Source organism: Eremococcus coleocola DSM 15696, from assembly GCF_000428865.1.
Classification (GTDB): Bacteria; Bacillota; Bacilli; order Lactobacillales; family Aerococcaceae; genus Eremococcus; species Eremococcus coleocola.
The window spans coordinates 1-22,933 of sequence record NZ_AUAT01000022.1 but is presented as its reverse complement, the minus strand read 5'-3'; the positions used below and the strand labels follow the sequence as shown (position 1 = coordinate 22,933).

Sequence of the window (22,933 nt, the reverse complement as noted above, 5' to 3'; positions counted from 1 at the left end):
CAAAAGCTTGTCTCATCAAGAAGTGATACCCAGTGACGGCTATATATATTCTTATATATAATTAAATTTCAATTTTTCTCTTATACGTAAGAATAGTAATGCCCATCACTGGCTGTCACTTTCCATTCATATCAAGCTTTAACACCATCGAGAATGAAACTCAATTTTTATAAAAATTCATTGAGGAGTCTTAATCCACGGATGAAAGAACCCTTATTAGTTCTCTTTCGTTCAAAACCCGCTGATGCCAAAGCGCTATAAAAGTCAGTAGTGCTTCGTGCAAACTCTCCTGTTCGATGACAATAGGCGCGATACTCCTCATAAACTAAACCAGACTTTTCAACCAGATCGTCACCCACTTCACAACAATCATTGAGGAAGTGCTGGAACCAGTCATTACTGTCTTTATAAAAAGCCACTGCATCTTTCACTTTTTGAGGTTGACTAATCTTAAAGTCTTCAGCAATGACCTTCTGCGCTCCTTCAATCATCCAAGCTAAAATCGCACCCCCAGCTTCTTGAGAAAGAAAGTCGGCATAGTTTTTGATGTCGCTCTTGCCTTCTATTTTGGCTTCAAAAGGAATCACGATTAACCTCCGCCAGGTTCCCTCGTCTAAAGCGCCCACCTTGGGTAGATGGTTGGTGTACAGAACCAAGGTATGGCTAGGGGTATAAGAGAAGGGATCCTTAAACTTCTTCTCTGCAAAAATTTCATCCGTTGAGCACAACTTCTTAACGACTGATGTATTGAGACGCATGCCTTCTTGAAGCTCGGCTGAGATTAAGAGTCGCTTGCCTTTTGCTTCTGCCAATTCATACTTCACGTTTCCTTGTTGCTTCATGGTTAAGGTGTCCGCCGACAAATTACCAGCATAGCTTCCCAGCACCTTAGCGATGACATTCCAAAAGGTCGACTTTCCATTTCTTCCGTCTCCATAAGCGATAATCAAAGCTTCTACATAAACCTTTCCAATGGTCGCCAGGCCTACAATCTTTTGAACGTAGTCAATCAGCTCTTGGTCATTTTGGAAGAAGGTCTGGAGAGCATCTAACCAGTACCCTTCTCCTTCACTGGGAACATCCACTGTGGTTTGCTTGGTAATAAAATGGTCGGCTTGGTGGTCTAGGACTTCTCCTGTTATGAGGTCGTAAGTCTTAGAAGGGGTGTTCAAGTAAAACTCATTCACGTCTAATTGTTCTGGGGAGACCTCCACTAAATGCTGAGCCAATCTCAAAGCCGCTTGAACATAATTTTGGTTTCTTCGCTTCATCACAAAGTCTCGATAAACATTGGCTTCTTGAAGCTTGCGATAAATAATCTCTTGGTCTTTTGTAAAAGCTTCTTCAGCTTTCTTTTTGCTTAGACTGGTCAGAAGCTGCATGCCGCCATTAGCGGTCAGGAGTTTTTGATACTTTTCTACGCCCTCCTCAGCTTCCTTTAACTGCAAATCCGTCAAATGACGAATCACACCCACTGCTTGGGTGTCCGATTCTTCCCAGTAGCTCCCGTTATAAACCAGGAAGCCTGTGGCAGGTGAATATCGTAACTGTTCACTAAAATGTTCAGCCAAGACAAGTGCTTGACCTGTATCTGAATAATCCTCTGGTTGATAGAGGTATTCACTATTGAATTGGTCTGGCGGGATGTAATGAGGATCTTCAGACACCCGCTTTCCAAACTTCAAAGCGGACTGCCAGATTTTATTCAGTTCTTCATCGCAGAGAGGTGGAGTGCATAACGTAGCCCGTTCATCAAACAGTCTCCGAGCTTCATCGGTGTTTCCTAAACGCACTAAGACCCGGCCCGCATATTGACTCATGGTATTGTTTCTTGAACCTTCTTCTATCGGACTGCTCCAATCGGGAAAGTCTAAAGCTTCAAAGGCAGCTGTCTGGGCTTGAATGAATTCATCTACTTGGAGCGACCCTGGACAAGCGAGAACTTGTGGATTCTCAACTCCAAAAATCATCCGAGCACTATCTAAAGCATTCCGATCAAAGTAAGGAAAATAAGCAAGAATCGATTCTTTAAGAGCCTTGTACGCTTTCGCATCATGAATTGGTTTAATGGGGAAATAAACATGAAAACGTGGCCGGGCTGATTGATTTCCTTTTGCCTTTAAGTGATTACGACTGGCAACTAAGTAGCACTCCACATCAGGAAAATGAGTGCTAAAATTATCCATTCCCACCCAGTCTTCTGCATCATCAGAGTGGTCATTGTCTAAATCCATGACGACCACGTTAGATACCTCAAAATTCTGAACAGATCGATAGTGCTTTTCATACTTAGCTGCCACATGATCATAGTGTGCAGCTTCTTTTAAACGATCAGTTGAATCGACCACCTGTTTATTAGGAAAGTAGGTCGTCTGCTGATTTCCTCTGCCGTTGGATGTGTATAATTCCATTTGTTTCCTCCTAGTCTTTTTGATAAAACTGGCATTCAAAGCCATCTGCACCTAGTTGTAAACCCTCTGCCCAATCGGGTGGTCGACTCATGATGGCCGAGATTTCTTCCACACTCGATTGACCCTCTGGGACCTCTAAGACAATCTCATCATGGACGTGCATGACGATTCGGTAATTTTTTAAGCGATACATGGTTTCTGCCAGAATGTCTCGAGCAATCGCTTGGGTAATATTCTCAACCAGCTTAGCTCCATAGGTTTCGATGACTTGCCACTTGTTGCCAGTGCCGATTCCTTCAAAATGAATGGACTCGCCACCAAAACGGTTCTCACCCATGCGAGGCTTACAATAGGCTAGCCTTCGACCTGATGGGAGTTGGATAAAGAGAATGCCTGACTCATAAGTAAAGCGAAGACCATGTGTCTCAGTGAGCATACGACCTTTAATCGTCTCTTTGGCACAGCGATCAACAGACCACCAAAAGTCCACAATATTAGGACTGGCTTGTCGCCAATCATCCACAATGCCTTGAAGTTCATCTTCTTCCAGGCCCATCTCTATAGCTCCCATGGCTTTAAGGGCTCCTACAGAACCCCCGTAACCACAAGCCAGCTCGGCCACCTTGCCTTTTTGTCTTAAATGGCTGTTCACCCCATGTTTTTCAACGGGAACGCCAAACATCTGTGACGCTGACTCGCAATAAATATCCTTTCCAGCTTTAAAGGCTTGAAGGCGCCAGCGTTCATTCGATAACCAGGCTAGAACTCGAGCTTCAATGGATGAAAAGTCATCAATAATAAAGTAATGGCCTTCTTTAGGAACAAAAGCAGTCCGAATCAGCTCAGACAAGGTATTGGATGTAGAATCAAATAAACTTTCCAAAGCGACTTCATCTTTTGCTTTGACTAACGCTCTAGCTTCTTCAAGATTGGTTAGGTAATTTCTAGGCAGGTTTTGAACTTGAATCAAGCGACCTGCATAACGACCTGTTCGGTTGGCCCCATAAAATTGAATCAGCCCTCTAGCTCTGTTTTGTGCTCCCGTCACATGCTTCATGGCATCATATTTTTTCACGCTGGATTTGGATAATTCCTGACGCAGTTCCAAAACTCGTTTGACCTCTCCCGTAGATGATGTTAGGGCTTCTTGAACCTTCTTCTTAGCTAGCGAGTCAATCGAACAGCCCTTCTCGTTTAACCAGTCCTTGAGCTGCAGTGGTGAGTTGGGATTTTCTAAACCAGTTATTTGTTTGGCTTCTTCGAGATGTTTGATTCGGGATTGGTCGTCACAATAGATAGCCCCTTCAACAAAGTCCAGATCTACTTCAATGCCTAAATCATTAATCTCTTGATCCTGATGATAATAGGCCCACTCCTGCTCTGATACTGGAAACTTGGCCAAGCGTTTTTGAATGGCCAGCTCCACCTCAACATCCCGTTTGTTGTATTCCTTAAACAGCTCCCAGTCTTCAGGAGCATGATGCGGTAAATTCCGAGTTCGTCCGTCATTGACCTTTGTCGCTTTGCAGGGAACAGAAAAATAGCGAATAAGCCGTTTCCCTTCCTTCATTTTTTGATTTTTAAGCCCTAAAACCTTTCCTGCTTTTTCAAGCGATAAAGGCAAACCAAGCGATGCTGACCAAATCATGGTGCAATACCAAGAACTGGGATCAAGATAAGTCCCTGGTGGATAACAAAGATAGCGACTCAAACACACTCGTTCAAAATTGGTATTGAAGGCCCATTTTTCAGTATGATTATCTTGTAAGGCTTCACGAACATCTTCGGGCAAACTCTCACTCTGTGCTAAATCAACGACTTCAACTTCTCCACCATCCCAAGCATAGGCAAAAAGGAGGACCTGAAAGTCCTCGCTTTCTGCATACTTGTAGACCCCAGACTTGCTAAGGTCCGTTGAGGAGAAAGTTTCTATATCAATGGACAATCTCCTCGTCATCGTCTAACTCCTCTCGATCGTCTGTCAGGTATTTTTTGCGATTTTGGACATAGTAAAAATACACATCTATAAGAGATTGGCCTACGAAACCTAAAGCCCAAGCAATAATTAGAATATTTATAACTAAGCTAAAGAGGTTCATCTTTTATCCCGCCGTTCACGGATGTCGAGACGGATGTAGTAAATCAGCTCTCCTAACCAATGGCCAATAACGCCACCGAGAACAATTGTTAAAAGAAATTCGGTTATTGGATTCATCATCTTTAACTCCCTCCTAGGCTAAGAAATCATCAGTAGCAGTAGATAGCGGTGCAAAGTCTGATGAAGCAGAGGTACGACCACCTAATGGTTCCCCATCAGCAACCTTCTGAATATTTCCCAGACCACAAGCAATGCCTCGATTCCCGTTAACGTTATAAGCATAAAAATTGACGGTGACGTTGGCATAGCAGCCTGCATAAACTTCATTACGATCAATGATTGGGTCCACGTTGCTATCTACAATCTGTGGGGCTTGAATAGAAGATGCGTTGATGAAGTAATGACCTTGGTAGGCTTCATCATCCCGCTCGTCCCCATCTCGTAGAGGTGTGCGGATTTTATTGAGGTCTGGGACCTTGCCACCAAATTTGGCTACTCCAGCCTGGGCAGCGTTTTTAATGGCTTGTTGAACTTTCTCCATCGTCTGAGTATCGCCTTTGTCAATGAGTAAAGATGCGGAATACTTTTCTTTCCCACCATCAAACTGGGCTCGTGGCTCCCAGATGAATGGATAAGAAAGACGGACGTTTGGCAGCAAGACTCTGGTTTTTAAATTTTGATTATTCATTATTTTTCCTCCTAAAGTTGGGTAAATTCTTCTGTTGCTTCTATTCTTTGGATTTCTTGTCGACTATCTGATTCAGGGACTAGAGTGGGTTTGCCTGTTGGTTTCACTACTAAGTCACCGAATGAGTCAGTAAACTTCTTCTTACCGACAAGCTTTTCTAAACGAGTTAATGGGATGAGCTTAGTCTCATGGATATCCTCAATGCCTTCTTCTTTGGCACGTGCTTCGATCTTAGCTTCATCAACATACTTTCTACGAGTGCGGCCCTCCACTAGCTTGAAGCCTTGCCAGTGCTTGTTGTGTTGGATGGCTTGTTGTTCCGCATAGTCTTTAACCGATTTCGCCCAATCGACCAAATCATCGACATGGGCTAACACGTCCTCAATCTCTGCATCCGTTAGAAGGTGTGCTTCTTTTAATTGATATTTTCGAAGCTTCATGTGGTGTTCAGCTCGATCTTTAGAGATGGCTTTTAACTTGGTGTATTTCAGCCATGGACCTGGCTTGAACTCTCCTTTTCCCTCATAAGCTTCTTGAGCTTTTGGTTTGAGCTCCTTTTCAGCCCACTCCAGCAAAGCATCCTTATCGATTACCCAAGTAGAAATATTATTAATTCTTGGCTGATAGATGGTTAGATGTAGTTCCTCAATGTCGTAGATGCCATCCAAAAGGTCTAAGGCTCCCAAACCGTAAAGCATGAGCTGACTATTCTGTTCAGTCTGGATATAAGAACGTCCATACTTTAGGTCGATAAGATGTACTCGTTGGTCGCCCACTAAAAGACAGTCTCCTGTGCCAAAACAGTCTGGCACCCATCGTGAAATATCTAGTCTTTGTTCCACCATCACTTGTGGGACTTGCGTAAAGGTCTGCATCAGCTCTTGGATGAACAAAACATAATCATCGGTGTAGACATCCATATCACTATCAATCAAATCTGACTGTGGCTTTTCTGCTTTCTGACCAAGAGCCTTCTTGAGTTTGTATTCAGCTAAGGCATGAGCAGCAGTTCCCTCTTGAGCAAACTCATTTGTGTCATCCACCCAGTAATCCTCTGTAGCAATTTCCTCGAGTCTTGCGATTGGTGGTGACTTCAGCCACTTAGAAGAGCTAGATGGTGATAAAAGTGAGTGGTTTTTAGCCATGGTCATCCACCTGCTTCCATAGCTTTGGGTAGTCCTCTGGCTTGATTTCGCTGAGCTTACTGACTCCATATGATTGGATAAGATCTCGTATTTGTTCAGAAAAACCCTGTCTGGCTTTCTCAGCTAAATGCTTTTGAATGGCTTCAAAACTGACTGGTTGAGGGCTGGGGTCTTCATCTGGAATAGCGTAATCGTCTAGAGACATCTGGTCTGGATTGTGATTGGCCACTTGGTCATAGAAATGTTGCCAGCCCTCATAAAAGCTTTGAACCTCATCATTCATTAACTGCAACTGCTTCATCATCCCCATACTGCTGACCTCCTAATCTTGATATTTCTACAGAAGCTACCTTTTGTCCTGGAACGATGACACTAACTTCTGTTGTATTGCCTAAAAGCCGTTGAAGAATTTTTTCACGGATGGAAACACGTTTGATAGACACTGACTTGCTGGGTACTAAAGTGTTAGATAAACGAATGCCTAGCTTTTGTTTCATGGATTAACCCCCTCTCGATTGTTGTAGGAAAGTTCCCCTTCCTCACTCCTTAGTCGCCGAGAAACGGTGAAGTTAACCCTCGTTTTAAAAATTCTTTTTTTAGCTTTTCATAAATACGCTTCAAACGATTATGGATGGCCGTTTTACTGACCCCTTCTTCTCTTGCGATATCTGCTTGAGACACACCTTCAAAGAATACTTTTTCTATCAACTCTCTTTGATTTTCATCCAAGGTCTCAAGGGCTTCATTTAAGACATCCGAAAGTTCGAGCTCTTCTGCTAATGTGTCCGAGTAATACTCAGGTTGTCGACCTGCTCGTCTCTTGACATCTTTGTATCGATCTGACCTCATGGGGCCTTTTTTCTTATCTTTAGGAGGTCGCTTATGGTAATTCAAACCTGCCATTGAACTATGTTCGAGTTCTTTATAGGCACCACCACTATCCTTGTAAGAGTTGGAGCTGGTGTTGTCTTTATGTCGTCTGAAATTATTGACATCTGGTTTACTGAAACGTTCATCTAGGATTTCTTGTGGTGAGCGTTTTTTAGCTTCTTCTGGGCACTCTAGCTCTTTCTGTTGCAATTCAAAATCTGCATCCACCATGATGGCTAACTCTGAATCGTCGATCTCAAAGACAGTCATATCACAACGATTCAACATATTTACTGGTTCACTTTTTAATACAATTTTCACTGTTTTTGCTCCTTTGATGCCTGGAACATCAAGGCGCAAGAACAGCAAAAAGGTCTGGACCCTTCCTAAGATAGAAGTATCCAGACCTATAAGTCGCCCATAACAGTGCACACCAAGGTAAGGCTACCTCTACTCAAACCCGCTCAGTCTTATGACTGGGTAGTTTTGAATATGTATCCTCACGCCTTGATGTACACTCAGGCTTTTTAGATATTTAATTTAAAAGATGATCATGGCTCATCTTCAAAAACCATTAAACTATTTGCGTTTGCGTCTTCGTCTTTTACGTGGTCTAGCTTGTGACAAAGCTGAGCCTGCGACTGATTTGGAGTTCTTGCTATACCGCTTATCCCGTAATATACGAGACGCTTTGCGAGCAACAGAACGGTTGGTCTGTCTCTTATTAGACTTCGCCATGCAATCACCTCCTAAAAATTTAAATTAAAAGAGAATAAGTTGGTGAAAGCACACATTTTATTGTTGAGACGTGTGTTTTTTGATAAAATCAAGTTATCCAACTTTCTCAACACAAGTATATAAAACGACCTATTCGATTTTGATTGACTTTGAGACACGATGCTACAAATGCTACAGATTTATTCCGAAAGGAGGGTCTTATGTTTTTCTCAGAATTATGTAGATTAATAAAGCCACATCTAATGGGATCCGAAAATGTAGAAGATTATATGCGAGATATCATTGCCATGCTAACCACTGTCCCAGAAAAAGATTGGGCTACAGCAAAAGATCCTTCACAACGAGTTAAAGACTCTACCTTAAGGGGATTCTATAATCGTGGTCTTTCTCAAAAAATGGCAAAACAAATTTTGGCAAACCTCGATAAAGAAGGTTTTATCGAATCAATAAATCATTATGAAAGACCTGAAACTGTTAGAAAAAATCTCGCAAACGATATTGCCCCATATGTAAACGATGAAGTAAATGAAGATAATGTTGGAGAAATTTTATTTGAACTTTTTAATGAGGCACTTAATTACGAAACTAATCCAAGTAAAAAAAATGAGAGAAAACAAGCTAAAGCAAAGCAAGAATCTTCTGCATTTAAAGGAGAAATGGGTTCTGTACTTCTTGAAGATTGTCGTTTCGCGTGCTCTTATCCTGGTTGTGGGTGTTCTTTACAAACCGTTAATGATAGAAACTCAGGAACACCTAGTTATGAAATAGCAAAAATATCTCCAGATAAAAAATCTGAATATAACAATCTGCTTTGTTTATGCTATTCATGCTTTGATTCCTACATATTGGGATATACAAAACAAAAAGAAAAAGAGCTCAAAACTGTAAAAACAATACAGTCGAGCTCTCGATATTCAAACATAGTTTTAGATGAAATTGAGATTGAAAAAGGAATAACTTTAATTGTAGAAAAGATTTCCGAAGCTAAGGAAGAGGATTTGAAAAACTTAAACTATAATCCTGTTTCAATTAATGAAAAAGTCGAAGATGAATCTGAATTTATGCTTAGAGAGACAATTGAATTTTATGTAGCCAAATACTATGCATTTGTACATAAAACCATGCAGAATTTATCTGAAGAAGGAAAATTTAAAGATGAATTGGTACGTGTACAAATAAAAGAAAATTATAAGAATTTGAAAAATCAAAAAAACAAACCTTCAAAAGAGAACATATTCAACTCTTTAGCCGAAAAAATTCAGAAGCAAACGAAACAAAATATTATATCCTGTCATATAGTAGTGGCGTATTATGTTCAGTCTTGCGAGGTGTTTGAAAATGAAAATTCCAAGTAAACTTTTTTCTTATAGTCAAAGTGTTATCTCTAAATTCCCAATTATTATTAAACATCTTAACGAACCAAAAATGCCACAAGAATTATTCAACGAAGTAAATGACGTTATAGACAATCCTGTATACTTTATAGAAATCCTAGATTCCTTATACGCTTTAAATAAAATTAATATGACCAAAGAAGGGAGGTTATATGTTTGTTAACAGAAATCAACTGCGAGTTATTTATGGCTGATGGTAAACCAAGAGGTAGTATCTTTTTTAAAGAAGGTTTAAATATTATTTTAGGAGGCGGTACCGGAGCTAACTCTATTGGAAAATCAACAATGTTGCTAATTGTTGATTTTGCTTTCGGAGGAAATACATATACAAACAGCGATGCCGTTAAAGAGCTTGGAAATCACACTATTAATTTTACTTTTAGATTTAAGGATACCAACTATAAATTTTCAAGAGATACAGCTGACCCTAATCAAGTCCTTAGCCATTTAGATAACAAAACTATTCCAATAGAAGAATTTACTAATTGGTTAAGAATTCATTATAATTTAGACTTAAATCCTTTATCTTTCAGAACCGTAGTAAGCAGATATTTCCGGATTTATGGAAAAGATAATTATGATGAATTCCGTCCTCTTCAAATAAAACATGAAAACATGGATAAAGCTATTAGCGTACTTGTAGTATTATATGGTTTCTATGACTCAGTAGCAGCTTTTAGAGAGCAATATAAAATAGCTGATGAAAAACTAAAAATTTTTAATAACGCTCGAAAACATAACTTTCTCCCCTCTTCAACAGGTGGACAAACAAAATATAAAGAGAACATGGAACGAATATCAGATCTTCAAATCCAACGATTCCAATTAAAGAATTCAATCCCACAAAAATTCGATCAAGAAGAAGTTGAAAAAGCAAACCATTTTAATGAATTGGATCATAGAATTAAAAATTTGAGGCGCTCCATTAGAAACCATAGAAATGATTTGAAAATCATTGAAAATAATATCGCTTTAGGTGGTTATCCAACTGAAGCTGATTTATCGAAACTTCAGGAGTTTTTCCCCGATGCAAACTTTAAAAAAATCACAGAAATTGAACAGTTTCATAATAAAATACAAATACTTCTTGCTGATGAACTGCACGAAAGACGTGAATTAATCATTAAGGATTTAGAAGAATTGGAATCTCAATTACAAGCTGCTCAGATCCAATACAATAATCTTAATGTTTCACAAATATTCACAGAGGAATTTTTAGATCAATATACAAGTATTGACAGAGAGATTCATCACTTAGAATCTGAAAATAAAGCTTTTGACGAACATTCAAGATTGACAAAAAATAAAAAAGAAGCTGCTCAAAGAATGGAGAATCATTATGAAGATGTATTGAATCAAATTCAAGAATCTATAAACAATCAAATGGAAGAAATTAGTAATGACATCTCTGATAATCGTGACCGCCCGCCTAAATTAACTTTAAACAAACATAACAGCTATGATTTTAGAACCCCTAGTGATACTGGAACTGGGACTAACTATAAAGGAATGATTATTTATGATATAGCTGTTCTCTTGACTAGTCCTTTACCTGCTTTATCTCATGACTCTCTGCTCTTCTCAGATATATCTAACGAATATGTTGCAGAACTAATTAAATGGTACACCAAGATTGGATCAAAGCAGGCATTCATTTCTTTTGACAAACAAGATATGTATGACGACGAAGAAATGCTAAAAATCATGGATGATAATACTGTTTTAAAACTAGGAGATGATGAGCAGGCACTCTTTGGTAAGAAATGGAGTCGTAAATAAAAATGACGACAGAAAAATCAAGAATGACTATCAGTTACAACAAATTATGGAAAATACTAATAGACAAGGACTTATCTAAAACTGATCTAAGAAAACTATCTGGTATTAGTACAAATTCCTTAGCTAAACTCGGAAAAAATGAAATCGTAAGCTTTGAAGTGCTTATGAAAATAGCTTGCGTTTTAAATTGCAAGGTCGAAGATTTATTTGAAACATATAAATAAGTAAAGGACGAAAAAAATGAATAGCCAGAAATTTTCACAGATCGTAGAAGCTATAAAGAAGCGTCTCGAATTTATGTATCAAACAAAAACAGATCCTAGATTTTCTAGAAAAACTTCTCCCACTGAGTTTGAAAAACTAGTGGTCGATGCATCAGAAATCGTTTTAAAAGAGATGGAAATTAGTTGTCACATAGATTACACTGAAGGAGGACACGCATTTCCTGACATAGTTTATAATTTTGGAGGTAATAATTTATTTGGAATTGAGGTAAAGAGCTCTACTCAAGCCAATGCATCAAACACTTCCTGGTCAATACTAGGTAATAGTATTTTAGGAACCACAAGAGTAAATGTTCTAGATTTACATATAATTTTTATTAAAGTTGGAGACAACGGGTGCTTTATTAATAGTGCCCGATATGAAGATGCTGTTTCTGATGTAGCTGTAACTCATAGTCCGAGATACAAATTAGATTTGAATCAAAATCCGGAAGATTCCTTTTTTTCAAGAAGCGGAATATCATATGATGATATGAAAAACTCTGAGAATCCAATTGGTCTAGTTACTGATTACTTTAAGAATCAAGGTTTAACAGCATGGTGGATAGCAGAGAGTACTCCTGCAGTAATTAAGAACTGGAATGAATTAAAAACATATGAAAAAAACGAAATATTAGCCAAATCGCTTATTTTATTTCCAGAAATAATTTATTCAAAAAGCTCAGATAAATACAAAAATTTATCAAAATGGCTTGTTGCAAATTACAGCGTTGTGGACTCAAGTCTTAGAGACAAATTCACAGCAGGGGGCAGGGTAAATCTTAACTTCAATGATAAAACTTTTAAAAATTTACCTAGAATATTTGCTACTCTCAAAGACCTATCAAAACTTTTTATGCATGAACTAAAAAACGTATCAATTAAAGAATTACAACAGTATTGGCCCGCTTATAATCCTCAAAATGACACGTTTAAAGATAGAATATACTTTTGGAAAAAAATTGTTTCAGAAGGCTTTGCAAATAATGATTATAAGGAAAAATACATCAATTGTATAAATCACATTTTACCCGAAGTAAATTGGCCATAATTCTTCAAGACGTTTAGCAATATGGAATGCCAATAGTGGAGGAACTGCATTGCCAATCATTTTATATGCATTCGTTGCAGATACTCCATGTTTTCCAGGCCGTACAAATTGATAATTATCTGGAAACGATTGAATGCGTGCACATTCTCTTATTGTTAAGCGTCTTTCTTTTTTACCTTCACTCAATTCACTTAGATATTTGCCTCCATTGGCTGCAGACAACCTTCTGAACTCGATGTTTCCATGATGTTCAGATCTTATAGTAGGAGCAATACCTTCTAGTTCCACTTCATTTTGACCTTGACAATGCTTGCCCATAAATTTGGCTTTTGAATAACGTTGCTGATCTATATCTTCTGAGACATCTGGCTCTTCTAAACCTCGTAATACTTCACGAACAGTCACATACGGTAATAATCCCGGCTCATTAAACTTTGAGTGAGTTCTTTTGGGATACGGATCTAATTCTGGATGAGCTTCTATATTTAAAAGTTTGTCTAAAACTCCAGCTTTCAAGCATTTTTTCCTAATACCGATAAATATTACTCTTTCTCTACTTTGAGACACCCCATAGTCAGCAGCCATTAAAACTCTGGCTGGAAACACATAGTATCCACCATCGGAAATACTAGCGAAATCTGCCTCGATAATTTGCTTTACATCCCCTAAATTAGTCAATCCTTTAACATTTTCAGCAACAAATACTTTAGGTTGGACAATTGAAATCACTTCTCTCATCCAAATATATAGCTGCCCTCTATTTTCTTCGGTAGGATTCTCAATGTTTAGTTTTCCTCCGGTATGAGAGTTTTCCGACTTAAACCCTAATCTTTTACCTGCTACTGAGAAATCTTGGCAAGGAAAACCTCCAATTACAATATCAATATTTTCAGGAAAAATATTGATATTGTTTTTTTTGTGTAACTTTACTAAATCAACTATGCTATCTAAACAGTATACAGACTCTTTATTTGCAAAAAATTCAGACCAAGCAATTTGAGTTGATTGGAGAATGTCGTTTGCAAAAACAGTGGAGAATCTAGTTTTAGGTAGGCGTATATAATCTTTATCCACTTTTTCTATGTCCCAATTAGAGTTAATATAAGAATTATATTGCTCTTTGAATATGTCAAAATGTCCTTCGAAACCAAGATCCATTCCACCACATCCAGAAAACAATGATAACATTCTTAAAGTTTTATTTTGAGTCCCAGATGGCTTTTTTGCATCTTTAGGTACTAACCACACACCACTTTGCTTCAATACACCTTCAATTTGCATTTGTCTACAGTAGTATTGAACCTGCCTTTCGGAAACTTTCCATTCATTTGCTTTTTCTTTTACTGTCACATACTCCAAAACTAACACTCCTTTCGTTCTGGCGAACTCTATTTAATTATACTTCGTCAGAGCGAAAAGTCAACTCTAAAGGCTCTGGTTTCTAATTTTTCGCCCTCTCAAAAATAGATAATTAAAATACATTTTTGCCATGCCTGTACTCTTTTAAAATTTCTTTCAAAATAAGTGAATTTTCGTACTCTTTCTCAAATGTTTCTGTAATATATCCCTCAATTTTAGGTATATAAGGAACATGAATTCTACTTTTATAATTATTTCTATCAACCCACTTTTTAACAGCAAAATCTTTAAAATGCTCTCTTTCCTTTGTGTTTTCAAACAACAAAACAACATCAAATAAATTATACCTGGAAATTTCTGCATCGTGAGACCACTCATGCTTATAGAAAAATATATTTAATTTATATAAAAAAGAATCCTTTTCCATATATTTAAAATGAACATCCCATTTACCGTTTCCTTCAATTTCCAGCCCATCAGATTCAGGACAAGGTGTAAAATATCTTCCTCCATCTAATGAAACACCTCCAATTTCCATCAGCAGTGTTTGATGATAATATAATCGAATATCCTTCCAATGAGGCCTGCTATCATCTTGAGTAAATAAATAAAAAGTATATCCATCTCTTTCATCTTCGGGATAACTATATTCAATAGTAAATTCAGGAAAGAATTTATGAAATTTTTTCATTTCCCCCTTAGGTCCGTTATACCAATCCTCAGGATGAGTGATATAAAGCTTCATCTTTTCTAGAGGGGTCATCAATAAACCAAATCTCTTTTTCCATAGCCATTCAACTTTATCAATATCTGCGGACGAATTTCTTGGTGTGTTTGTATCCTGTATACGGGTATAGATATTATTTGCCACCACATCTTGATATCTTTCTTTCAAATAGTAAGGTGTATTAACATCATTTTTTACGATTATAATATCAATCGTTCCATTGGGAAACTTAACACTTTCTACTTTGACTGTTGGTCTAATATCACCTGCAAATTTAATGTCCTTTAGAAAATCTACAATATTTTGAGTTTGTTTCCTATTAGAATCTCCTTCAATATCATTTATGCAGTAATTGTTCTCTTCATCAATCCCAATTATTATCCAACCATCTTTATCTGTTAAATTATTAGCCATACAGATAATATCATGTAAAAGCTTGTTCTTAGAGTCTTTAGAATACCATTCTTTCTTAAAATCCCAATATCCACCTTCTTGTTTTAAGCTGATTAATCTCAATAATTCGTTCATAAACATTTTTCCAACTTTCATTTTTTTACTTTATTCTTGAACGTGAATCTAATATTCCTATTGCACCTTTTTATGAACTACCTAACAATTTATTACCATCCTATCAATCACCGATGTCTATTGCTCAACAAACAAAATTCCTGATATAACTCCCCAAATCTTCATTCTATATAAAGGTTTTTCAATTTATTGAATTGTATAAATGGAATTTCTATTTTTTCCCACCTTATTCAGTCGACATGTTCCCCCAAGCGCACTCTAAGAATTTCATTTAATTCCTTCATCCAACAGAAAAAAGCCCCTATCAGGAGCTTCCTTTATACTTTAAATCCTCTAGAACCCCTATCTTATCAGCCTTTCTTTTCAATCAATACTACGCACTCAACATGTGATGGTGGCCTTGATTGGTTTTCCGACTTCCTATTTTAATGGGACGATCCTGGCACTCAATGCCAACTACACGCAAATCTCAGGGGATCTTATTTCTGGTGGGGCTTATATGACCATTACTGTGACTGTGAGTGTGCTTATTATCTTGATGATGGTCTTAGTAATGAAGTATCTCATTAAGCCAGATGTATCGAAAATGTATCACTTGACCATTGATAAAATCAATCAAGAAGATCTACCGCCTATGAACACTCCTCAAAAAGTGACTTCGCTCGCTGTACTTATCTTTATCCTAGCCATGTTCACGCCGATTCTCTTACCTAATTGGAGCTTGTCGCAGCTCTTGAAGCAGAACATTTCTGGAATTGCTATGACCATTGTGGCGGTTTTAGCCATGGTTCAGCTCAAGGAAGGACCGGTGATCGAGGTTCAGTCCATCTTGCAGAATAATTTTTCTTGGCCGACCTTTTTCATTATTGCTTCTAGCTTAATGCTGGGTGAAGCCTTAACCTCACCACAGGTTGGTTTTACGGAGTTTTTGAAGCAAAATCTGACGCCTTTATTCACCGAAATGTCCTATCTAAGCTTTGCCTTAGCGATCATTGTTGCTGGGGTACTCATCTCCAACGTGCTTAATTCCGTGGTGATTAACTTGATCTTGCAACCGATTATCTATACCTATTCCGTGGTTTCGGGGGCGAATGTGATTCCGATTGTGATCTTGATGACCTATGCCACGATTGGCTTTGCGGCAGTCACTCCGAGTGCGTCACCCTATGCGGCAGCAATTTTTGCCCAGAAGGACGTTGTGACGGCTATGGATGTCTATCGATACACCAGTCTTTTTGTCCTAGGAGAGATTCTCATTATCGTCTTAGTGGGTATCCCTCTAATCCAACTCTTGTTCTAAACGAAAAGTCCATTAAACCCGCCTTATTCGCAGTAAGCGACTAGGGCGGGTTTTGATTTTGGATAAGGTGGATTTAATTATTTAAAAGAAATTATGTAGTTTTAAAATTAACATAATACGTATGTTGACAATTGCATCGACACTCATAATATCTAAGTCTAATATTTTTTCTATTGTTTTTATTCTGGCCCTTAGTGTATTGACATGAATATAAAGAATATCGCTTGTCTTTTTGTATGATAAATTGTTATTAAAAAATTTAACTAGGGTATTGAACAAATCGGTTCTGTAATCACAATAAGCACCCCAACTATGTCCAAACAAACCAATCAGCAAATTTGGGAAGTTTCCGCTATCTTCAACAAATGATAGAGAATAATCTAAATCAATCACTCATTGTGGAAATCCTCCGACACCTTCGCCCTCGCTTTCGTCATTGCCAGTTTGAATACCGAGTACATACCACTCAATTAGCTGCTTAATATAAACTCCAACTTTTGGGGTTCACTTCAGTTAGCCGTATTTTTGATAGGAGGCTATTTTTCAATAGCCCCATATTTTTTTATACAGGGGGGATATGAGTTTACTATTTTCCTATTTCTTCAACGACTCCATATACTACTTTAAATACTCTGTCACAATACTCGAGAAGTCTCTCATCGTGTGTGACTATTACAGTTGTTCTATTTGAATTTTTGGTTAGTTCTTTTAGGAGTTGTATAACTTCTATTGCCTTTTTTGAATCTAGGGATGCGGTTGGTTCATCTGCCAAAAGAAGGCTTGGTTCTGTATATAAGGCTCTAGCAATTGCTCCTCTTTGTCTTTCGCCGCCAGAAAGGTCTCCAGGGTATTGTTTTTTTCTATTTAGGATGGACATCTTTTTTAATAATGCATCTGATTTTTCACTATTTCTTTCTCTACCTGCGAATTTGTCCACTAGGGCAAATTGGTCATCTAAAGTTAGGTAAGGAACAAGATTTGAGGCTTGTAAGATAAAGCCTATTTTATCAAACCTCAGTTTATTTCTTTCCTCTTCACTCATTGAAGAAATATTCTTGTCTTCAAAAGTTATAATTCCGCCACTTGGTCTTTGTAGGCCACCCATCATTGTCAATAGAGTTGATTTACCTGAACCTGAAGGTCCGATTATAGCAACAAGTTCACCTGAATTTAATGTAAATGAAGTTTCTTTTAAAGCTTCAATTTTTTCACCATTTTCCTCAAAGGTTTTATATACTTTTTCAAATTTTATAATTTCCATAGGTCCTCCTAGATAACTTCTAATGGGTCAATACCTGATACACTTTTTACAGAAAAGATAGCACCCAGCTGAGAAGTTATTATCATTAAAATGGTAATAAATAAATAGTAATTAATATTGGACCTAAAAGGTACGCTAGCTGGTAGAAAATATTCTGTAGCATAAGTAAGTAAAAGTCCGAGTGCCAGGCCTATGAAACTAACTAGGAAAGTCTGAATTACGACTGATTTGGAGATGTATTGATTTGATATACCTTGTATCTTCATAATGCCAAATATATCTTTTTTCTGTATTGTAACTATATATAAAAATACTCCTAAAACTATGGCCGATATAACAATCAAGAAGATAATCATCAAGCCGAAAGTAAGAAGCTGTGCATAGTAACCAGGTATTTCTTTTATAAAGTCTTCTTTGGTAACAAGTTCATATTTTTCATCCAAGGACTTAATCTTTGATCTATCACTTTCTGAAAGCTTTACAAGGCCTGCAGAAACTCTCTCAGGAGTTCCAGGGGTTGGGCCAGATTTTGCATCTATATCTTGTCCTGATTTGCTTGAACTTTTTTGAGAAGTTTCGCTATCTTTTTCAACAGTTGAATAGATGATGGAAGCAGCTGATGCATCCGCTAATTTTGTATAAATTACTGGTGAAACATTGTACTTATAATCTTCTGTAAATCCTACGATTTTATAAACGGATCCATTCATTGAAAGTTTTAATTCGTCCCCTATTTCCATTCCTTCTTCAAGCTTTAAGCTTAATGAAGCAACCGCATCTTTTTCCTTTGAAGGCAATTTCCCCTCAATAATTTCTGGAAAATATTTTGAAGACTCTTCAATTCCTATAAGGCTTATATCTATAGTATCTATTTCATCTTTGCTCCCATTTTTATATGCAGAAGATCTTGATAAGTTTACCAAGTAATAATCCAGATCTTGTAAGTCTTTTTCAAGCTGATTTTTATCAATCATTGATGATGAAATATTTTTATTTGAACCATCAGCTAAGATAACATGACTTGCATCCCAATTGTCAACTGCTGTTCTATTGTCGACTGCAAGACCATTTGCAAGTCCTATTAGAAAATAGACTAAGTAAGAAATAAGTATAAAAATACTAATTATGAGAATAAATCTCGATTTCTCCTTTTTCATTTCTTTTATTGCTAAAAACATGTTTTCTCCTTTTAAATACTTTTTGACTTATTTGGCATTTTTCAAGCCAAAATAAATTATATAGTATAGCGTTGTAAAATACAACCTTACCTGTTATAATCAAATTAAATTTATTCAAATTTTAAAATTAAGGAGATAAAAATGAACTTTATTTCTTTTTTCAATATATTTTTTAGATATGGTAAAAAACTTCTTGAAACAATGTTAAGTGATTATAAACTTAATATGCAGGAATTAATTGTTTTGCTTGTAATTCACGAATCGCCTGGTATCTATCAAAGTAAACTGATAAATTTCTCGGGACTTGATAAAGGTTACTTTTCCAAACTTTTAAAACAACTTGAATTAAATAATCTAATATATAGATCAGAAAGCTCTGAGCGCATAGGACAAAACCAATGTTTTTTAACCGAATATGGTAAATCACTTATCCCTAATCTTTTGCAGGTTATTAATAATTGGGAAAATGCTGTAACCGATGATATAGACCAAGAAAATTTAGCTCAATTTTTTGACACCTCTCTTAAATTATCTAATAATCTCTTTAATCATCTTCAAATAAAGTGGTGGTTCTAAATAAAAAATTTAATCTTCCCTTTTGGGTATAAAGAAATTATCCGGAAATGAATCGGTCCCTGACTTTAAAGACCAGCTATTTGAAAAACTAAATGGACATTTTGACTAAGTTGATGTGATTGAAACCGAGTACGCAGGCCATATTACAGATCCTGCTGACGAGGCTTGTAAGGAAAAGCACGAGGACTTTTTCGTCATGGGTAGTGATGGAAGTGTGAGTGAGGCTATTGCCGGTCTTGCCGAATAGAAGGACAAGCATAAATTTGGCCTTTTGCCTCTTAGTAGTGTAAAAGATTTGGCTAGGTCTTTGGGGATAGACCTTGATCCTTTAAATGCCATTGAAGATCTTAATTTGACTAAGAACCTTATTCTAGATTTACTAAGGTCAACGATAGGTATTTTCTAATATACTTGCAGCTGGATCTATCCCAAAAGCTGTAAAGGACACTTCTATAGAAGACATGTCCAAATTGGGGAAAATAGCTTACGTCATTAATGGTTTTAAAGCTCTTCAGGATTCTGAGCCTTTAAAGTATGAAGTTAATTTAGATGGAGAAAGTTTTAAAATCCAAACTAGTTTACTCGACGTAATGGTTTCTGGAGCCATGTCTGCTTTTGGCGATTTCTTCAAGAAAATTAACTCAAGTGATGGTAAGCTTGCAATCTTTTATACCAAGGACCAAAGTGTTTTGATATGATTTTAGGATTCCTTGAAGCCTTAGGTGGTTTAGAAAACGAAACTGACCATATTGGTTACAAGGAGTTTGAAAATGCAAGGATAAAGCTTCTATCTGAAAAAGAAGTCGGTGTAACAATTGACGGAGATGAAGGAGTTAGTTTTCCGCTTGAACTTAAGATTTTAAAAGGTGAACTCGAAGTATATAAATAAAATCATGACCACCAGGATAGCTGGTGGTTTTTTTTGTAACCCACAAAAAGAAAAAGAGTGACGGTGAACTGACCCCAAAAAGTTGGACCTAAAACCAACTTGGAGGAGGTCCTTTTTTTATGTCAAAATAATGTACTTCAAGCAATCCAGTGTATTTCTAGCAAATCGGGAGATTGATTTTGTAGTAATTAAATCAATACTACCTACCTGACATTCTTCAATCATTCGGTTGAACTCTCGGCGATTCTTAGTATTGGTTTCACAAATCCCTTCATCTGCATATATATCAACTAATACTCAATCAGGATTCTTACGGATATACTTCGTATAGTGATTAACTTGTGTTTGAAAACTGCCTGCTTGTTCTTCACTTTCAGTGGAGACTCGGCAAATACCAACCCACACGCTGATAATGTTCAGGATGAGGGGGAATGAAAAAGATACATCGACCTGTATCCATAGAAACTCCTTTCTTTAGGATAAACATATATTCTTTGACTTTGCGATATTTAAGTAGACTAATTAACACAGAGAGAAAATCGATCCGATGTGAAAAATTTAGAATGACATCAAAACAGTGCTTTCTGGTCGACCAGTTTCCCCATACACAGTCCCTCTTTATACAAAATTCTACCCATTTTCTACTCTGAAAACCCAAAAACGAGGTCCCAAAGAAGTCGCAACTTCTCAAAAACCCCGCTGTTAAACGATTTACAGCTCATTTTTTTCAATCAATACCACGCACTCAACATGCACCGTCTGCGGGAATATATCCACTGGTTTAATCGTTTTCACTTCATAACCAGCTTCGGCAAAGATGGCACAGTCCCGTGCACAAGTTGCTGGGTTACATGACACATAGACAATTTTTCCCGGATTTAAATCAATTAAGGTATCGACAAAAGTTCTATCCAAACCCTTGCGTGGTGGATCGACTACCGCCACGTCAAAGTCTAAGCCCTGCTCTTGCCATTTAGGCAGAATGACTTCTGCCTTGCCGGCTTCAAAATGCACATTAGTCAAAGCATTGACTTGCGCATTGAGCTTAGCCATTTCAATGGCTTGAGGCACAATTTCCATGGCATAAACTTCTTTAGCTTGTTGAGCCAAGGCCAAGGAAATCGTCCCAATCCCACAATAAGCATCGAGGACACGTTCATGACCTTGTAAATCAGCCGCAGCCAAGGCTAAGCGATACAATTCTTCTGCTTGGGGCGTATTGACTTGATAGAAGGATTGGGCTGAAATTTCAAAATCCAAGCCTAACATTTGATCATGGTAAGTGGCTTGGCCCCATAAGACTTTTTCTTGGCGACCTAAAATTGCATTACCTTTTGACCGATTAATATTCAAGATTAAAGAAACTAAGCCGGGCACTTGCGCTACAATTTTCTCAACGACTTGTTCTTGCTTAGGCAACTTATCCCCATTCACGACTAGAATAATCATAACTTGGCCAGAATAGTGGCCGCGTTTCACCACCAAATGACGCAGTAAGCCCCTGCCACTCTTTTCATCATAGGCGGATAAATTGAAGTCCCGTAAAATATCCCGCACTATCAAAATGATTTGATCAATGAATGGATCTTGAATATGAAAATTTTCAATGGGCACCAGGTCATGACTTAACCGCCGGAAAAATCCGGTTTCCAATTGTCCCTTAACTTGGCGCAAAGGCACTTGCGCCTTATTCCGGTAGCCCCAAGGGCTGGGTGCTGCTAAGGTTTCTTTCACAGTGACATCGGTAAAATGCCCAATCCGGGCAAAGTCTTCTTGGACTAATTTTTGTTTAAAGGCCAATTGTCCTGGATAAGACAGGTGTTGCAAAGTCATAGTTCCAATTTGACTGCCTAAATTATCGCGAATTTCTACCCGATTCTGACTTGGTTGCATAATTTCTAGAAGACGACCATAACCAAAACGTTTACCGACTTTAATGACTTTAAAGCGAATTATTTCTTGTGGGAGTGCCCCAGCCACGAAGAAGGCAAAGCCGTCAACTTTGACTACACCTTCTCCTTGCGAGCTTAAGTCGAGGACAGTTCCCTCTAATTCTTGATTTTTCTTAAAGGTGATTGCTTGCATGCCTGGACTCCTTTCTGATACTCATAATTAAGTCTATTATAACTAAATCTCAACAAAATAGCACCAAGGCCGCTACTAACTATTTTCATTTACCATACATATAAGGACCTTGAGCTCATGTCTTCGCTCAACTACTGTGGCTCAAAACCGTTTCATTTAAAGAGCTACAGCAAAGACGGTCCCACGGGGCTGGTGCCAGCTAATTTCCAAGATTTTAACTAATCTTTTCATTTATATAGTTTATAAATATAACAAAAAACCTTGTCAGCATGTACTGACCCCCTAAAGTTGGACCAAAAAATCCAACTTTAGGGGGTCTTTGTATGGCTAAATATAGCTTAGAATTCAAAATGAAAGTCGTCGCAGAATATCTTTCGGATACGATTGGATACAAACCGTTAGCTAAAAAATACAACATGAAGGATACTCAACAGATTAGGCGGTGGGTCAATGCCTATCAAACGTCAGGGATTAAGGGGTTAAAACGCTCTCGTCAAAACAAAAAATACAGTGTAGAATTTAAGTTGAAAGCTATTACACTTTATGAATCCGGCGAAAAATCCTATCAAACCCTGGCTAATGAACTTGGGATA

25 protein-coding genes and 1 pseudogene are annotated in these 22,933 nt (G+C 37.5%); 10 read left to right on the top strand and 16 right to left on the bottom strand.

The window, feature by feature from the left end; translation table 11 throughout:
• Positions 1–167 precede the first annotated feature (167 nt).
• From G396_RS0106190 to G396_RS11645, 9 genes are all read right to left on the bottom strand, one after another.
• Positions 168–2,411 (bottom strand): phage/plasmid primase, P4 family, encoded by a 2,244-nt coding sequence (locus tag G396_RS0106190; RefSeq protein ID WP_028125409.1) that lies wholly within the window; start codon positions 2,409–2,411, stop codon positions 168–170.
• A 10-nt stretch (positions 2,412–2,421) separates the two neighbouring features.
• Positions 2,422–4,368: a DNA polymerase gene (locus G396_RS0106185; RefSeq protein WP_028125408.1), complete on the bottom strand. Its 1,947-nt coding sequence runs from the start codon at positions 4,366–4,368 to the stop codon at positions 2,422–2,424.
• 138 nt (positions 4,369–4,506) lie between these two features.
• Positions 4,507–4,629: a hypothetical protein gene (locus G396_RS11940; RefSeq protein WP_282705429.1), complete on the bottom strand. Its 123-nt coding sequence runs from the start codon at positions 4,627–4,629 to the stop codon at positions 4,507–4,509.
• Between the two features lie 13 nt (positions 4,630–4,642).
• Entirely contained in the window at positions 4,643–5,197 is a 555-nt protein-coding gene (locus G396_RS0106170; RefSeq protein ID WP_028125407.1) for a DUF2815 family protein, read from the bottom strand.
• Positions 5,198–5,208: 11 nt separating this feature from the next.
• Positions 5,209–6,342, bottom strand: coding sequence for a DUF2800 domain-containing protein (locus tag G396_RS0106165; RefSeq protein WP_248623910.1), 1,134 nt, complete (start codon positions 6,340–6,342; stop codon positions 5,209–5,211).
• Positions 6,335–6,646 (bottom strand): hypothetical protein, encoded by a 312-nt coding sequence (locus G396_RS10330; protein ID WP_155857417.1) that lies wholly within the window; start codon positions 6,644–6,646, stop codon positions 6,335–6,337. Before G396_RS10330 ends, G396_RS0106165 begins: the two co-directional genes overlap by 8 nt.
• The gene (locus G396_RS10325; RefSeq protein ID WP_034907701.1) at positions 6,618–6,839 is read right to left on the bottom strand and encodes a hypothetical protein; all 222 of its coding nucleotides are present in this window, start codon (positions 6,837–6,839) and stop codon (positions 6,618–6,620) included. Before G396_RS10325 ends, G396_RS10330 begins: the two co-directional genes overlap by 29 nt.
• Before the next feature lie 49 nt (positions 6,840–6,888).
• Positions 6,889–7,533 (bottom strand): RNA polymerase sigma factor, encoded by a 645-nt coding sequence (locus tag G396_RS10960; protein ID WP_051221168.1) that lies wholly within the window; start codon positions 7,531–7,533, stop codon positions 6,889–6,891.
• A gap of 258 nt (positions 7,534–7,791) precedes the next feature.
• Positions 7,792–7,950, bottom strand: a complete 159-nt coding sequence (locus G396_RS11645; protein ID WP_169718690.1) for a hypothetical protein — start codon at positions 7,948–7,950, stop codon at positions 7,792–7,794.
• A 200-nt stretch (positions 7,951–8,150) separates the two neighbouring features.
• On the opposite strand from G396_RS11645, the gene G396_RS0106140 reads away from it, so the two are divergent.
• From G396_RS0106140 to G396_RS0106120, 5 genes are read left to right on the top strand one after another with little or no spacing between them, the layout of a single operon-like run.
• On the top strand, positions 8,151–9,305 hold the full coding sequence (locus G396_RS0106140; protein WP_028125405.1) for an ABC-three component system protein: 1,155 nt from the start codon (positions 8,151–8,153) through the stop codon (positions 9,303–9,305).
• Entirely contained in the window at positions 9,262–9,507 is a 246-nt protein-coding gene (locus tag G396_RS12110) for an ABC-three component system middle component 7 (RefSeq protein WP_428829639.1), read from the top strand. Before G396_RS0106140 ends, G396_RS12110 begins: the two co-directional genes overlap by 44 nt.
• Positions 9,501–11,123 carry a DUF2326 domain-containing protein gene (locus G396_RS0106130; protein WP_028125403.1) on the top strand — a complete coding sequence of 541 codons (1,623 nt, stop codon included), beginning with the start codon at positions 9,501–9,503 and terminating at the stop codon, positions 11,121–11,123. Before G396_RS12110 ends, G396_RS0106130 begins: the two co-directional genes overlap by 7 nt.
• Before the next feature lie 23 nt (positions 11,124–11,146).
• The gene (locus G396_RS0106125; protein WP_028125402.1) at positions 11,147–11,347 is read left to right on the top strand and encodes a helix-turn-helix domain-containing protein; all 201 of its coding nucleotides are present in this window, start codon (positions 11,147–11,149) and stop codon (positions 11,345–11,347) included.
• 16 nt (positions 11,348–11,363) lie between these two features.
• The gene (locus tag G396_RS0106120; RefSeq protein WP_028125401.1) at positions 11,364–12,437 is read left to right on the top strand and encodes a hypothetical protein; all 1,074 of its coding nucleotides are present in this window, start codon (positions 11,364–11,366) and stop codon (positions 12,435–12,437) included.
• Here the strand turns inward: G396_RS0106120 and G396_RS0106115 are convergent.
• Positions 12,414–13,787 carry a DNA cytosine methyltransferase gene (locus tag G396_RS0106115; protein ID WP_248623912.1) on the bottom strand — a complete coding sequence of 458 codons (1,374 nt, stop codon included), beginning with the start codon at positions 13,785–13,787 and terminating at the stop codon, positions 12,414–12,416. The genes G396_RS0106120 and G396_RS0106115 overlap by 24 nt on opposite strands.
• Before the next feature lie 121 nt (positions 13,788–13,908).
• A complete protein-coding gene (locus G396_RS0106110) occupies positions 13,909–15,072 on the bottom strand; it encodes an AlbA family DNA-binding domain-containing protein (RefSeq protein ID WP_248623909.1) in 1,164 nt (387 codons plus the stop codon).
• Positions 15,073–15,451: 379 nt separating this feature from the next.
• Here G396_RS0106110 and G396_RS0106105 point away from each other — a divergent pair, with 379 nt between their 5' ends.
• The gene (locus G396_RS0106105; RefSeq protein WP_028125398.1) at positions 15,452–16,351 is read left to right on the top strand and encodes a transporter permease; all 900 of its coding nucleotides are present in this window, start codon (positions 15,452–15,454) and stop codon (positions 16,349–16,351) included.
• An 81-nt stretch (positions 16,352–16,432) separates the two neighbouring features.
• On the opposite strand, the gene G396_RS11675 is transcribed toward G396_RS0106105, so the two are convergent.
• From G396_RS11675 to G396_RS0106090, 3 genes are all read right to left on the bottom strand, one after another.
• Entirely contained in the window at positions 16,433–16,744 is a 312-nt protein-coding gene (locus tag G396_RS11675) for a helix-turn-helix domain-containing protein (protein WP_028125397.1), read from the bottom strand.
• Between the two features lie 193 nt (positions 16,745–16,937).
• A complete protein-coding gene (locus tag G396_RS0106095) occupies positions 16,938–17,612 on the bottom strand; it encodes an ABC transporter ATP-binding protein (RefSeq protein ID WP_028125396.1) in 675 nt (224 codons plus the stop codon).
• 8 nt (positions 17,613–17,620) lie between these two features.
• On the bottom strand, positions 17,621–18,790 hold the full coding sequence (locus G396_RS0106090) for an ABC transporter permease (RefSeq protein ID WP_028125395.1): 1,170 nt from the start codon (positions 18,788–18,790) through the stop codon (positions 17,621–17,623).
• Between the two features lie 141 nt (positions 18,791–18,931).
• Between G396_RS0106090 and G396_RS0106085 the strand changes: the two genes are divergently transcribed.
• The 3 genes from G396_RS0106085 (at position 18,932) to G396_RS0106075 (ending at position 20,255) form a co-directional block, all read left to right on the top strand.
• Positions 18,932–19,366, top strand: a complete 435-nt coding sequence (locus G396_RS0106085) for a MarR family winged helix-turn-helix transcriptional regulator (protein WP_028125394.1) — start codon at positions 18,932–18,934, stop codon at positions 19,364–19,366.
• A gap of 461 nt (positions 19,367–19,827) precedes the next feature.
• A complete protein-coding gene (locus G396_RS0106080) occupies positions 19,828–20,064 on the top strand; it encodes a diacylglycerol kinase family protein (protein WP_028125393.1) in 237 nt (78 codons plus the stop codon).
• Positions 20,061–20,255 (top strand): hypothetical protein, encoded by a 195-nt coding sequence (locus tag G396_RS0106075; protein WP_028125392.1) that lies wholly within the window; start codon positions 20,061–20,063, stop codon positions 20,253–20,255. Before G396_RS0106080 ends, G396_RS0106075 begins: the two co-directional genes overlap by 4 nt.
• Before the next feature lie 129 nt (positions 20,256–20,384).
• Here the strand turns inward: G396_RS0106075 and G396_RS11205 are convergent.
• Positions 20,385–20,678 (bottom strand): annotated as a pseudogene (locus G396_RS11205) (recombinase family protein); the annotation flags it as partial.
• 288 nt (positions 20,679–20,966) lie between these two features.
• Positions 20,967–22,340, bottom strand: a complete 1,374-nt coding sequence (gene rlmD, locus G396_RS0106070) for a 23S rRNA (uracil(1939)-C(5))-methyltransferase RlmD (RefSeq protein WP_028125391.1) — start codon at positions 22,338–22,340, stop codon at positions 20,967–20,969.
• A 323-nt stretch (positions 22,341–22,663) separates the two neighbouring features.
• Between rlmD and G396_RS0106065 the strand changes: the two genes are divergently transcribed.
• Positions 22,664–22,933: helix-turn-helix domain-containing protein (locus G396_RS0106065; protein ID WP_028125390.1), on the top strand; the 270-nt coding region annotated here is incomplete at its 3' end.